The organism is Aequorivita marisscotiae (assembly GCF_029814825.1).
Lineage (GTDB): Bacteria > Bacteroidota > Bacteroidia > Flavobacteriales > Flavobacteriaceae > Aequorivita > Aequorivita marisscotiae.
Map to the genome: position 1 here is coordinate 3,423,782 of NZ_CP122379.1, position 14,937 is coordinate 3,438,718.

Sequence of the window (14,937 nt, forward strand, 5' to 3'; positions counted from 1 at the left end):
CTCTTTACACTTGATAATTCTGTAGCCTATCCAATTACAAATAGTTCTGATTTTACAATGTTTGAGCTTTGGTGTACCCCTACTTTAACTCCAAGCAGTATTGGAAAATTTTCAGAAAAACATCTAAACAAAAAAAAGCCACCCACTTTTGTGGATGGCTTTTATATAAGAATTGTGAAAAATTAGTTTTTCAAAATCTTGTATGTTCCAGTCTGGCCGTTTACGGTAACCTTCATAACATAGGCGCCAGTAGTAATTCCAGAAAGGTTAATATCTGAAGTAGTTGCACCAACTTCGGTACGCAATACTTCCTGACCTAATAGGTTGTAGATAGAAACCGCTTCTATGTTACTTGCCGCTTTCAAAGAAAGTACATCGGTAACTGGGTTTGGATAGTAAGAGAATCCGGCAAGTGCGTTATCGCTAACTCCTAAAGGATTACATTCTCCTTCCCAGATGTAAACACCGTCCATTAATGGATCTGGAATTCCCCAGGCTGCATCAAACTGAGCACTTGGGTTACCAACCATAGTAGAAGAGGTAACTACCCAGAATACACTACCCGTAGCACCACCATCGGTAACTGAAAGTTCAATCCAGTATGTTGTTGGCGAAGCTACTTGTCCTGCAAAGGTAAAGGCCGGAACGGTCATCTCCACTTCGTTTACATCAAAACCAAAGTTGTTTCCAATAACCGTTTGGTTGTCGATTGTAGCCGAAGCAACAGAACCAATAAGGTTTCCTGGAAGACCAGCGGCATCGTCGTAATAGTTTACGGCCACATTGGTAATTCCACCGTTGGCGAATATACTTGCTGTAATGTTAGTTAAAACGAAATCTTCGTTCATAGCAACAGTTACGTCATTAGCTGTCATAAATGCAGATGCAGAAGAGCAGTTAAAACCGTTTTCAAAAGTACCGTCGTTAGGGTTCTCTTCTTGGCAAGCGCTGCCGCCACCGCCACCTAGAGGATCGGTTCCAAATGCTAGGTTACCAAACAATTCACCGGCATCAGCTTCCGCTTGAATTTCAATTCTACCTATAGCATCATCAGAAGTATAGCCTACAAAATTTTCAGTATTTGGTGTATTATTGACGGTAAATGTATCTAATAACGCACCTCCCATATCATAAACTCTAACCTCTGCATTTGACACAGCATCTACAAAAAGATCCATTCCAACAGCATGTGCTCCTAATGGCAAAAAGTTAACGATTGTAAAATCTGCAAAGGTATTAGCTCCCATAAGAGTTGAAGAGTTTCCTAAAGCAGTTTCGCCAATATAGATTACATCGTTTCCAGCCGTAGAAACGGTAATAGAAAATCCATCTTCAAGTTCACCTGCTGAGAAACATCCATCACCCGCACTACTTACCACGGGACCGCAAGCTTGAATAACACCAACTCCGGGACCACCAGCAAAATCCTCATTAACAAGTGTGCCGGGGTATGCAGCTTCAAAAGTAGCTCTATCTGTATATGGAGTAACTGCCATTGCACCTCTTTGTCCCGAGATTATTGAAGGACCATGGGTGGTTGTAACATTATATCTTTCAATGGGTACAAAAGCATTAAAGTCTTGAGCTCCCATTGGTTTCTCAAAACGTACAGTAGCGGTAGTAGTTACTGGATCACCCTGACTATATATAGGGTTATTGGTCGTATTTGGTAAATCCGCAATAGATTGCACATTTTGTGCACTCATAATACCTGAAAAGGCTATGAAGCAAGCAAATAACAGAGTAATTTTTTTCATAATAAGTTTTAGTTTAAGTTAATTTTATAATTATAAAGATATCCAAAATTTATTTCACTACAAAATTTTGAACTTATAACTTGGCAGAAGATCTTTCTTTGAAATAAGGACAAATATGTCATAAAACCTATGTTTGGTAAAATTTTTTTTACTGGTTTTATATTAAACAATAGTTCTAATAATTCAGGTATTATTAAATCTAATTCTATGAATCATGATTTCTTCAGAGGGTTAATTTACACTTATGTTTTTAAAGATTGTTCCAAAAAAAAAGCCACCCACTCTCGTGGATGGCCTTTATATAAGAATTGTGAAAAATTAGTTTTTCAAAATCTTGTATGTTCCAGTCTGGCCGTTTACGGTAACCTTTAATACGTAGGCTCCGGTAGCAATACCAGAAAGGTTGATATCTGAAGTAGTAGCACCAACTTCGGAACGCAATACTTCCTGTCCTAATAGGTTGTAGATAGAAACCGCTTCTATATTACTTGCTGCTTTTAATGAAAGTACATCGGTAACTGGGTTTGGATAGTAAGAGAATCCTGCAAGTGCGTTATCGCTAACTCCTAAAGGATTACAGTTTCCTTCCCAGATGTAAACACCGTCCATTAATGGATCTGGAATGCCCCATGCTGCATCAAACTGAGCACTAGGATTACCTACCATAGTAGAAGAGGTAACTACCCAGAATACACTACCAGTTGCACCACCATCGGTAACCGAAAGTTCAACCCAGTAAGTAGTAGGTGATCCTGCCTGACCTGCAAAGGTAAATGGTGTAACGGTCAATTCAATCTCGTTAACGTCAAAACCAAAGTTGTTACCAATAACCGTTTGGTTGTCTATCGTAGCTGAAGCCTGAGAACCAATAAGGTTTCCTGGAAGACCAGCAGCATCGTCGTAATAGTTTACATCTACGTTGGTAATACCACCGTTTGCAAAGATACTTGCTGTAATGTTGGTTAGTTCAAAATCTTCGCCTGCGGCAACAGTTACGTCGTTAGCGGTCATAAATGCAGATGCAGAAGAGCAGTTAAAGCCATTTTCGAAAGTACCGTCGTTAGGATTCTCCTCTTGGCAAGCGCCACCGCCACCACCAATAGGATCACCGTAAACCTGGAAAGGCATACCTTGAGGTGTTCCAGAACCACCATCCATAGCAGGTCCATAAACACCTGCCAGGTTTTGCAGTGCGTTTCCTGTAGTTGGGTCTCCCGTAATTACTATAGGCGGAGCCCAAGGTCCAGAAGCTCCTGTACCTCCGAAGGAATATTCTATCCAATAGGTTCCTGCGGTTAATGAAAGTCCAGCAGTATTTGCTTTAACTAATTGAATTTCTCTAGATGTATCACCAGGCGCACTTTCTAATTGTCTAAATGCATCAGAAGTAACCGTATTGTCTAGAATATTTGTTGTTAAGTCGCCCCAAATAACTGAAGCTCCACCGCCACTCGGGTCACCATCCCAAACTTGAAGATAAACTGCATCGATAGTTGGAGGTGCTGAACCAGTTTGATATGCATATACATCTATTGAAGTTATATCGAAATCTCCTGTTAATACCATATCGTCGGCCATACTATTAGAGCTTCCAAATTGTGCCCCAAAACCATAAGTTGACATTCCTAATGAAGCATCTTGCAACATACTTACCATAGGTGGTCCTGGGATATTATATACCAGACCGTTATCATAAACTAAAGCCGCGGTTGCATTATTATTAGGATCGCCATAAGTACCAGTAAAAGGAATCCGTTGGTTAGGATCAAAAGAAGTTGAAGTCATTCCTGCAACAGCTTCCGCCATAGGTACTGCGTTCGTATTGTTAAAATACGCAGCTGGAGCTGGAGCGGTACGTTGTGGATTGTTAATCACGTTTGGTAAATCCGCAATTGATTGCGAATTTACAAGCCCTGTAAATGCTACAAAGCATGATAGTAATAGAGTAGTTTTTTTCATAATTATAAATGATTTAGTTAAACTGGATTAAAAATATGTAAAAAAAGCATGACCACAAAACTTTTAAAGCTAAATAGTTAGCTTTTAAAGTAAAAAAACCACCCGCCATTAGCGGGTGGTTTATATTAAAGATATGCGTCAGAAATTAGTCCTTCAGCACCTTATAGGTTCCCGTCTCTCCGTTCACCGTTACCTTCATCAGGTAAGTGCCCGTACTTAGACCGGAAATGTCTATCTGTGATGAGGTAGCATCAACGCGGTTGTCCACCACTAGCTGCCCCAAAAGATTGTACAACGATACGTGATCGATATTCTCTACACTTTGTAGGTTCAATACACCCTTGGTCGGGTTCGGGTAATAACTGAAACCGGCAATGGTGTTGTCCGAAACACCAAGGTTAGTGCCATCTATCTTAATGTCCGTAATGGCACCGGTGTTCAGCACGAACACATAGTATGCCTGCCCTGCAAGTGTATAAATAGATGCAGAGGTGCCAGGTACGCACTGGTTGGTGTTCTGTGGTACCAGAACAAGATCGGTCTCGGTAGCGTTCTCATCCGGTGCGGTATAGAAAGTAACCGAACTAGCACCGCCAGGGGTAACGATCATTGCATTGGCCTGGCCATCGCCGGCAGACACAAAATTGTACCATACACCGTTGGCACCCGTAAGATCACAACCCTGTGGATTGCCATTCTCCGTGGTGGCGGCTGGCATCGCAACTGCTGGGTCCGTATATGGGAAACCAATCTCATCAACATCGATAGAGTTGGCGATCATATCGTTCGGTGGGGGGGTCGGCATACAGGTTACATCCAATGTATAGTTGCCGGTCGCACCACCAAAACTGTGAACAAGTATATAGTACTGCGTATTTCCGTCACTTGCGAAAGTAACTTCAGATTGCAGACCACAAGAATCATCGTTCCCATCAACACAAACTAACGCACTACAATCGCCACTGTAAATAGAAAGCTTAGAGTCAAAGTCCGTGCCGTTACAAAGCGATACCGTAATATCTCCCGGCAATCCACTGTTGTCGTTAAATGAATACCAAACACCTGGTGAAGTGATTGCGGGACCACAAGCAGGAGCGCCAGTATCGGTCGTTGCACCAACAGTTGAACCTGTTACAGTTTCACCACAAGTCATGGCGATAGCACCGCCACAATCATCGTTTGGCAAGGGATCCTGACAGCTAACGTCTAGGCTAAAGTTACCTGAACTAGAACCAAATCCTTCCACCATAATATAATAGGTAGAGGTGCCGTCTGAAGCAAAGCTAACCTCACTCTGTAGGCCACAAGAATCATCGTTAAAAGCTAGTTCGTTTAAAAGATCACAATCGTCAAATATGCGCAAGGCAGAGTCATAATCCGTACCGCCGCCGCAAAGCGAAATAGTAACCAATTGAGGGGTGCCTGTACCCGTGAACTTATAGAACACATCCGGTGCGGAGTTACCGCCAGAATCCGTCGCGGTTAGGGTCTCACCTACAACACTGTCGCCACAAGATAGGGCGATCGCTCCAGCGCAATCATCGTAGGTTGCTCCACCTCCAATGGGGTCGCAAGTTCCCTCCCAAATATAAACACCGTCCATCAGTGGATCTGGAATTCCCCAAGCTGCATCAAATTGTGCACTTGGAAGTCCTACCATACTTGATGAAGTAACTACCCAGAATACACTGCCGGTTGCACCACCATCGGTAACCGAGAGTTCAATCCAGTATGTGGTAGGAACACCAGCTTGTCCTGCGAAGACAAATGGAGTAACAGACATTTCAACTTCATTTACATCAAAACCAAAGTTAGTGCCAATAACCGCTTGGCTATCGATAGTAACAGAGGCTTCAGAACCTATTAAGGCTCCAGGAAGACCTCCCGCGTTAGCATAGTAGTTAACATCTACATTTGCAATTCCGCCATTGGCGAAAATACTGGCTGTAATGTTACTTAATGTGAAATCTGTATCGGCAGCAACAGTTACGTCATTAGCAGTCATAAATGCTGAAGCTGATGAACAGTTAAAACCGTTCTCGAAAGTGAAATCGTTTGGATTCTCTTCAGAACAAACTCCGCCACCGCCTCCAATGGGGTCGCAAGTTCCTTCCCAAATATAAACACCGTCCATCAGTGGATCTGGAATACCCCAAACTGCATCAAACTGAGCACTTGGAAGTCCTACCATTGTTGAAGAGGTAACTACCCAGAATACACTGCCGGTTGCACCACCATCGGTAACCGAAAGTTCAATCCAGTATGTGGTAGGAACACCAGCTTGTCCTGCGAAAACAAATGGAGTAACAGACATTTCAACTTCATTTACATCAAAACCAAAGTTGCTGCCAATAACCGCTTGGCTATCGATAGTAACAGAGGCTTCAGAACCTATTAAAGCTCCAGGAAGACCTCCCGCGTTGGCATAGTAGTTTACATCTACATTTGCAATTCCGCCATTGGCGAAAATACTGGCAGTTATATTACTTAACGTGAAGTCTGTATCTGCAGCAACAGTTACGTCGTTAGCAGTCATAAACGCTGAGGCTGAAGAACAGTTAAAGCCGTTCTCAAAGGTGAAATCGTTTGGATTCTCTTCAGAACAAACTCCGCCACCGCCGCCTATTGGCGCGCAATTTCCTTCCCAAATATAAACACCGTCCATAAGTGGATCTGGAATTCCCCAAACTGCATCAAACTGTGCACTTGGAAGCCCTACCATACTTGATGAAGTAACTACCCAGAATACACTGCCAGTTGCACCACCATCAGTAACTGAAAGTTCAATCCAGTATGTGGTAGGAACACCAGCTTGTCCTGCGAAAACAAATGGAGTAACAGACATTTCAACTTCGTTTACATCAAAACCAAAGTTGCTGCCAATAACCGCTTGGTTATCGATAGTAACAGAAGCTTCAGAACCTATTAAAGCTCCAGGAAGTCCTCCAGCATTGGCGTAATAATTAACGTCTACGTTAGCAATTCCGCCGTTGGCGAAGATGCTCGCAGTTATATTACTTAATGTGAAGTCTGTATCTGCAGCAACAGTTACATCGTTAGCTGTCATAAACGCTGAGGTTGATGAACAGTTAAAACCGTTCTCGAAAGTACCATCGTTTGGATTCTCTTCAGAACAAACTCCACCGCCGCCACCGCCTGCAGTAACATTGATACTATAATCCTCTGCTTGACCAAAGCCAGAACCAGGAGTACAGGAATCTGGAGCATAGGAAGCCAAGAATTTTTTAATAACACGCATTCTAGTTGTGCCCGCGGTAACACCAGCTGGAACTAAAATGTTATTAGTAGCCTGTTGGCCATCTGTACCTGTAGAACCGGTTATTGTTCCTATTTCATAACGTTCGCTTGCGTTATCCATAATTCCGTCTTGGTTCCAGTCTATAAACACAGTGAAGCTATTTGTAAAACCTCCACCAGTATTACCTTCCAAAGCAATAGGGTAAGACATCCCTTCTTCCATATCGCCTACAATTGCCGTAAAATCTTCGTGGGCTGGTGAACCATCTATAACAGGATCACTTACATTGCTTATACCCGCAACCTCTACTAATGTTATAGGCTCGACTCCTGAGTTAAACTCAAGCGGCCCACAATATGGCGCTGGGAACGCCCCACCGCCACCAGAGAGCACCTCAACTTCCCAACCACAAGTATTTACTACTCCAGTTGCATGAAATTCAAAAGTTAACGCTCCTGTGGTAGAAGTAAAAACAGCTGAACCATTTGCGGCAATCATTCCTGCAAGCTCATCTGTATCAGTATTTAAATTACTGTCGTAAATTTGTGGAGAACTAGTGTCTGGCCCATCGTAAATATTTAGGTAATCGAAAGTTCCGAATACTCTAAATGATAGAAATTCTACAGACAATCCTGCCCCAGTTAATGTTGTAACAGTATCACAATTACAGTTAGGATAATCTCCGGTGTTTCCAGAAGAAGTTGTAGAACAATCACCTCCCGGTCCTCCTGTAGCACCGTCTGATGGATCGTAAAAGAAATCGCCGGGAACTACTGCGAAAGTTTCGGTTGCCCCCGCTGTTGGTATAATATCTGAAAGCGGGCCTCTATTTTGAACCACTGGTGTGTAATTCAAATTAGTATTAACACCTTCTTGTTCAGCAGCTAAAAGCTCCGCTTGATCTCTAGCCTCTATAGATAAGAATAAAGGTGAATAGCTCGACCCGTTTCGCATTCCAGAAATTGGGTTATTAGCACCTTCACTACTAATCTGAGCATTGTGATTAGAGCGATTTCCTTGTGGCAAGTTTAAAACTTGAGGATTAGTGGTTTGATTTTTGTAAACAACGGGGTTGTTTACCCCCTTTTTCTGAACACTAGCGTCAGAAGGACTGACGGAAACGTTTGAAGGCGTGACAGCTTGATTTTTTTGCTGTTGATTGAAATGAATAGGATTATCGGTCCCATTCGTTTTTATCATTGGTTGTTGGCCATAGCTATAGCTGACCGAGAACACCAGTAATAAAATTAACATTGTAAATTTTTTCATAATTTAAATGGTTTAGTTAAATATTTAGTTTTGAGGAATTAAAGCTATTCTAAAAAAAGCACAATTCAAAGTTTTTCAGGGCAAGAATTTAAGCCACAGAAAAAATCGCGTGCTTTTAACTCACTAAAAATTATGTTTTTGCAGAATAAAACGGAAGCAGCTTCTATCTGTACTCCTTACCTATGCTATGTTTACTGAAGAATTATACAATTATCTAAAATGTATTTTCTGTGTTAAAATATTTTAAATTTAGCAGTTCGTCCGATTTCGAATTCGCATCAAAATCATTATATATAAATTAAATTTTAACAAATGAGCACCGATTTTACGATTTGAATTTCATAAAATCTATCAAGAATCGCACTTTAAAATTCTATAAGAAATTCAAAAGCTGAAATTATAAACAAAAAATCACTGACTACTACGAAACCATAAATTGTTCTAAAATTATAAACTCATAAAAAAACCACCCGCCATTAGCGGGTGGTTTATATTAAAGATATGCGTCAGAAATTAGTCCTTCAGCACCTTATAGGTTCCCGTCTCTCCGTTCACAGTTACCTTCATCAGGTAAGTGCCCGTACTTAGACCGGAAATGTCTATCTGTGATGAGGTAGCATCAACGCGGTTGTCCACCACTAGCTGCCCCAAAAGATTGTACAACGATACGTGATCGATATTCTCTACACTTTGTAGGTTCAATACACCCTTGGTCGGGTTCGGGTAATAACTGAAACCGGCAATGGTGTTGTCCGAAACACCAAGGTTAGTGCCATCTATCTTAATGTCCGTAATGGCACCGGTGTTCAGCACGAACACATAGTATGCCTGCCCTGCAAGTGTATAAATAGATGCAGAGGTGCCAGGTACGCACTGGTTGGTGTTCTGTGGTACCAGAACAAGATCGGTCTCGGTAGCGTTCTCATCCGGTGCGGTATAGAAAGTAACCGAACTAGCACCGCCAGGGGTAACGATCATTGCATTGGCCTGGCCATCGCCGGCAGACACAAAATTGTACCATACACCGTTGGCACCCGTAAGATCACAACCCTGTGGATTGCCATTCTCCGTGGTGGCGGCTGGCATCGCAACTGCTGGGTCCGTATATGGGAAACCAATCTCATCAACATCGATAGAGTTGGCGATCATATCGTTCGGTGGGGGGGTCGGCATACAGGTTACATCCAATGTATAGTTGCCGGTCGCACCACCAAAACTGTGAACAAGTATATAGTACTGCGTATTTCCGTCACTTGCGAAAGTAACTTCAGATTGCAGACCACAAGAATCATCGTTCCCATCAACACAAACTAACGCACTACAATCGCCACTGTAAATAGAAAGCTTAGAGTCAAAGTCCGTGCCGTTACAAAGCGATACCGTAATATCTCCCGGCAATCCACTGTTGTCGTTAAATGAATACCAAACACCTGGTGAAGTGATTGCGGGACCACAAGCAGGAGCGCCAGTATCGGTCGTTGCACCAACAGTTGAACCTGTTACAGTTTCACCACAAGTCATGGCGATAGCACCGCCACAATCATCGTTTGGCAAGGGATCCTGACAGCTAACGTCTAGGCTAAAGTTACCTGAACTAGAACCAAATCCTTCCACCATAATATAATAGGTAGAGGTGCCGTCTGAAGCAAAGCTAACCTCACTCTGTAGGCCACAAGAATCATCGTTAAAAGCTAGTTCGTTTAAAAGATCACAATCGTCAAATATGCGCAAGGCAGAGTCATAATCCGTACCGCCGCCGCAAAGCGAAATAGTAACCAATTGAGGGGTGCCTGTACCCGTGAACTTATAGAACACATCCGGTGCGGAGTTACCGCCAGAATCCGTCGCGGTTAGGGTCTCACCTACAACACTGTCGCCACAAGATAGGGCGATCGCTCCAGCGCAATCATCGTAGGTTAAAACAGGACCACCGCAAGAAACTGTACCTGCCCCTGTGATTGTATTTTCAAAGTCACCAAAATCACCAGCGCTAAAACCAGTAGTGATTAAATAATATTCGGTACCTGCGGTTAAAGTAACATCTAATATTTGAGAAGTACCCAATCCACCTGGACCGTCATCATCACCTGCAACAAAGTTTGTTGTTTGGTCTAAGGGATCAAAACAAGTTTCATATAGGAAAATATAACCGTCCCAAGCGCCTCCGTCTTGATCACTATCCACGGTGTACAGACCTGTTACATCAACAGTAAATGGGCCATATACATCGTAAGATACAGGACCTAAACCTGAGCAGCACGTACCATCGGCAAACGGTCTGTCCCAAATATTCGGACTTGTTGCATCGTCTGGCGTTGCATCTATTAAATTACAGTCACTAACTATAGGGCAGCCACCGCCTCCGCCACACACGAGACCAGGGAAGGTATTGTCCGTACCGCCAACAACTGTACCAGTAATTATTACATTACCACTACAAGAAACAGTGTAAGTAGGTGTATTATCACCAAATGTTCCTATGGCCTCTATATAAAATTCTAATGGCTCATTTGAAGTCGTTACCATTTGAGTATCTGAATAAGGTGGCGCACCATAAGGACCGCCACTTAATATTACAGCTCCCAGATTGTCTCTCAATTCCCAAGATACCTCATCACCAAAATTAACAGTATCTTCTACGGTCACGGTCCAATTATTACCACCACCGCCACTATCGCAACTATAAGTTCTGAAAGTATAATCATAAGCTGGAAACGGATCGTAATTAGGATTTGCAAATACATTACCATCAGGATATGGATCAACCAGAGATCCTGCAACACAAGGCAATGTTATGTCGCCTTCGATAACTATATAATATGTATTACCAACTGTTAAATCTACTACAGGATCCCAATAAACATCGGCCCAATTTGTTCCATCTGTTTGTGTGGTTCCGCTGGCAAGCATTGTACCTCCAGCATTCGGAAGTCCATCCCATAAAGACAAATCTACATCTAATCCAGTTGATGGATCTCTAAATTTAATGCCAGCACCTGCAGATTGCGCTTCTAACGCAATATAAGACTGTGCCAAACCTCCTTGTGAAATATTCGCCATACAAGCGTCGTCTATATCTTGGTTAACCTCCAAAATTGGGGTACCACAAACACCGCCGCCACCGCCGGTACCCTCTTCAATAGTTAACGTATCAATACCTATATAATCTGAATTGCTTCCGGCAGGTCCTGCATCGGTTACCCAATATCTAAATGCAACTCTGGTATCAGTTGCTCCGGTAAGTCCAGTAATTGGCACTGTAAATTGTGTCCAAACTTCAGGATATCCACCAGTTGTTAATGTAGGGTTTATTTCTAATAATAATTCTGTATATGAACCCACATCGGCAGGACCTGTTGGATCCGTATTTGCTCCTGTAGGGTCTATTCTAACTTCCAATCTATCTGGGAAACCACTACCGGTTGGTACGCGTGTCCAAAAAATAATTTCATCTCCATTTTCCAGATTAAGCATAGGAGTTATCATAAAATTATTAATTACACTTCCAGCTGTATTATTAAAATTTGCTCCAATATAAGCAGTTGGAGCTCCAGATTGTGCCGGAAAAACAGTTTCATTTCCCTGAAACCAATCGGTAAGACCTACTGCATCACTTGCATTCACAAAGCTAAAACCTGCTCCTGGCAAGGTAGTAATGTCGTCAAAGCCTTCGTCTAACAATATTGCTTGAGGCCCTCTCTGCCCTACACTCTGATTGTTTAGTACACGTTGCTCAAAATAATAGCCCGATTGAGGGTCGTAAGTAGCCGATTGTACCAAGTTTTGTAGTACAGTTGTTGGCTGCTGCATATTTTCTACAACAGGGATCCGCGATCCGTAAACCGTGGCGTTTTGCTGAATAAATTGTGCCTCCATGGTAGTTATAATACCAAACAGCACAAAAACTAACATCGTAATTTTTTTCATAGTTATAAATAGGATTAGTTAATATATCCTTAAAGATAGTTAAAATTACATCGAAAAATCAAAAATTCACTTAATTAATTACCCATCAAAAAAAAATCCTGCCTTATTAAAATATAGTGCAGGATTTAATATATAAATTAGTACAACTGTTAGTTGCCTTCCACAAAAGCTTTCATCACACCATCGCTTACTCCCATATTCGAAAAGCCTCCGTCATTGTATAAATTCTGAAGTGTTACTCGCTTGGTTAAGTCGCTAAACATAGCTACTGTATAATTGGCACAATCTAATGCTGTTGCATTACCCAATGGCGACATTTGATCGGCATAGCTAATAAAACCGTCAAAACCTTTTACACCTTGCCCAGCAGTTGTAGGCGTGGGCGATTGTGAAATAGTATTAACTCGAACTTTTTTATCTCTTCCAAAGAAATAACCAAAACTGCGAGCTATGCTTTCTAAATATGCCTTATTATCGGCCATATCGTTATAATCCGGAAAAACACGTTGCGATGCCATATAGGTAAGAGCAATTATACTTCCCCATTCGTTCATTGCATCTTTTTGATAAAGAACTTGCATTGTTTTATGAAAAGATCCAGCCGAAATATCCCACCCCTTATGGGTAAAATCGTAATTTTGATTGGTATAATGATTGCCCTTACGCACATTTACAGACATGCCAATAGAGTGCAATACAAAATCTAATTTACCTCCTAAAATTTCAGTGGCTTTGGCAACCAAGTTTTCCAAATCTTCTATACTCGTAGCATCGGCAGGAATAACTTCAGCGTTTGTTTTTTCGGCAAGTTCGTTTATTTGTCCCATTCGCAATGCAATTGGCGCATTGGTTAGCACAAATTTACCGCCTTCTTCGTGAACGCGTTCTGCGGTTTTCCAAGCAATGGAATTAGCGTCCAATGCTCCAAAAATAATTCCCCGTTTTCCTTTTAGTAAGTTATACGACATGTTTTAAATATTTTATAGTTGAATAAATTCTATTTTATTTTCAGTTTTTAACCAATGAGTAAAGATACATTTTAATTCAATAATTCCTTTGCATTTGCAATTGCGGCTTCCGAAACATTTTTGCCACCGAGCATCTGTGCAATTTCAAGAACGCGCTCGTTCTTATCTAAAATTTTTAAATGGGTTGCAGTAATATCGTCACTATCGTCTTTATACACCTTAATATGGTGGTCGCCTTTTGCCGCTACTTGCGGTAGGTGCGTAATGCTTATCAACTGCATAGAATTGCTCATTTCTTTCATAATTGCCGCCATTTTATTCGCCACTTCGCCTGAAACACCCGTATCAATTTCATCAAAAACAATAGTTGGCAATTTTTTGTATTCAGCCAAAACAGCTTTTACAGCTAGCATAATTCTACTCATTTCGCCACCAGAAGCCACTTTTTTTAAGGGTCCAAATGCCAAACCTTTATTTGCGGTAAAAAGCAACTGCAATGTATCTGTCCCGTTGGTTTTAAAGGATTCTGAGGCAGTAAGTTCAAATTGAAAACGGGCATTTGGCAAACCGAGGGGAAAAAGTGTTTTTTCCAGCTTTTCCTTCAATTCCGGTATTGCCTCCATTCTTTTTAGGTGAAGTTTACCAGCAGTTTCCAAAGCGGTTTTCTGAACAGTATTTTTTTGCTTTTCTAAATGGGCTATCTGCTCGTCCAGGCCTAGGGTGGTATTTACCTTTTCCTCAAGATTATTGGTTATTTCAATTAATTCGGTAACCGTAGAAACCGTGTGTTTTTGCTGCAATTTATAAAGCATTTGTAGCTTTTCATCAATTTCAGCAAGCATCTCGGGGTCTGCTTCAATTGTTTCTGCAGTTTTGGATATATCTGTTGAAATATCTTCCAGTTCAATAATAACGCTATTTAAGCGTTGCCAGAATTCCGAAAAGGTTTTTGAAAATTCCTTAATTTTCCCCAAGCCTATGCGTGCTTCTTTTGCAGTGTGTATTGCACCTATCTGTTCTGTTTCAAACAAGCTGTTTACACTGGCCAACGCTTGTTGTATTTCCTCTGCGTTGTTTAGTGTTTCATAGGTTTTTTCTAAGTCCTGTTGATTGAGCTTTTCTAAACCAGCAAGCTTTAATTCATTTAAAAGAAAAGTGTTGTAATCCAATTCTTTTAATTCATTTTCCTTCTGAAGTTTTAAAACTGAAAGTTGGGACGAAATATTTTTATATTTCTCCAATTCCAATTGATACTTTCGCAACATTTCGGCATTGCCTGCAAGTGCATCAATCACTTCCATCTGGAACGTTTCTGAAACAACTTCTAATGTTTCGTGTTGACTATGCACATCTACCAAATATGGCGCCAACGCTTGTAGTTGTATTAACGAAACCGGCGTATCGTTAACAAATGCCCTGCTTTTTCCGCTAGGCAATATTTCACGCCTAATAATAGTATGGGCTTCGTAGTCTAACTCAAGCGTTGCAAAAATAGCTTGCAGTTGATAATTAGCTATTTTAAAGTGTCCTTCTATTACACATTTTAGAGACGCATCCTTTACACTGCTTAAGTCGGCGCGTTTTCCCAACAGTAGCGACAAAGCACCTAAAACAATAGATTTTCCCGCTCCCGTTTCGCCAGTTATAATGGTTAAACCCTCGCTTAAATCCACGCGAATATCTTTAATAAGCGCATAGTTTTTTATGGCAAGACTGGTTATCATTTTTAGATGTTAGATTTTAGACGTGAGACGCTAGATTTTTCAAAATTAAGATTTCAAAGTTGGGTTTTTGAATA

The 14,937-nt window shown here is 41.4% G+C and carries 6 protein-coding genes; all 6 read right to left on the bottom strand.

All coding sequences use genetic code 11. The features are described 5' to 3' along the window. Positions 1–182: 182 nt before the first annotated feature. Positions 183–1,757 (bottom strand): T9SS type A sorting domain-containing protein, encoded by a 1,575-nt coding sequence (locus tag QCQ61_RS15395; protein WP_279448626.1) that lies wholly within the window; start codon positions 1,755–1,757, stop codon positions 183–185. A gap of 318 nt (positions 1,758–2,075) precedes the next feature. Then, entirely contained in the window at positions 2,076–3,716 is a 1,641-nt protein-coding gene (locus QCQ61_RS15400) for a T9SS type A sorting domain-containing protein (protein ID WP_279448628.1), read from the bottom strand. A 145-nt stretch (positions 3,717–3,861) separates the two neighbouring features. Beyond that, the gene (locus QCQ61_RS15405; protein ID WP_279448630.1) at positions 3,862–8,244 is read right to left on the bottom strand and encodes a GEVED domain-containing protein; all 4,383 of its coding nucleotides are present in this window, start codon (positions 8,242–8,244) and stop codon (positions 3,862–3,864) included. Positions 8,245–8,757: 513 nt separating this feature from the next. After that, a complete protein-coding gene (locus QCQ61_RS15410) occupies positions 8,758–12,171 on the bottom strand; it encodes a T9SS-dependent choice-of-anchor J family protein (protein WP_279448631.1) in 3,414 nt (1,137 codons plus the stop codon). A gap of 149 nt (positions 12,172–12,320) precedes the next feature. Beyond that, positions 12,321–13,139 (bottom strand): enoyl-ACP reductase FabI, encoded by an 819-nt coding sequence (locus tag QCQ61_RS15415; protein WP_279448633.1) that lies wholly within the window; start codon positions 13,137–13,139, stop codon positions 12,321–12,323. A gap of 71 nt (positions 13,140–13,210) precedes the next feature. Then, positions 13,211–14,863: a DNA repair protein RecN gene (gene recN, locus QCQ61_RS15420; RefSeq protein WP_279448634.1), complete on the bottom strand. Its 1,653-nt coding sequence runs from the start codon at positions 14,861–14,863 to the stop codon at positions 13,211–13,213. Positions 14,864–14,937 lie beyond the last annotated feature (74 nt).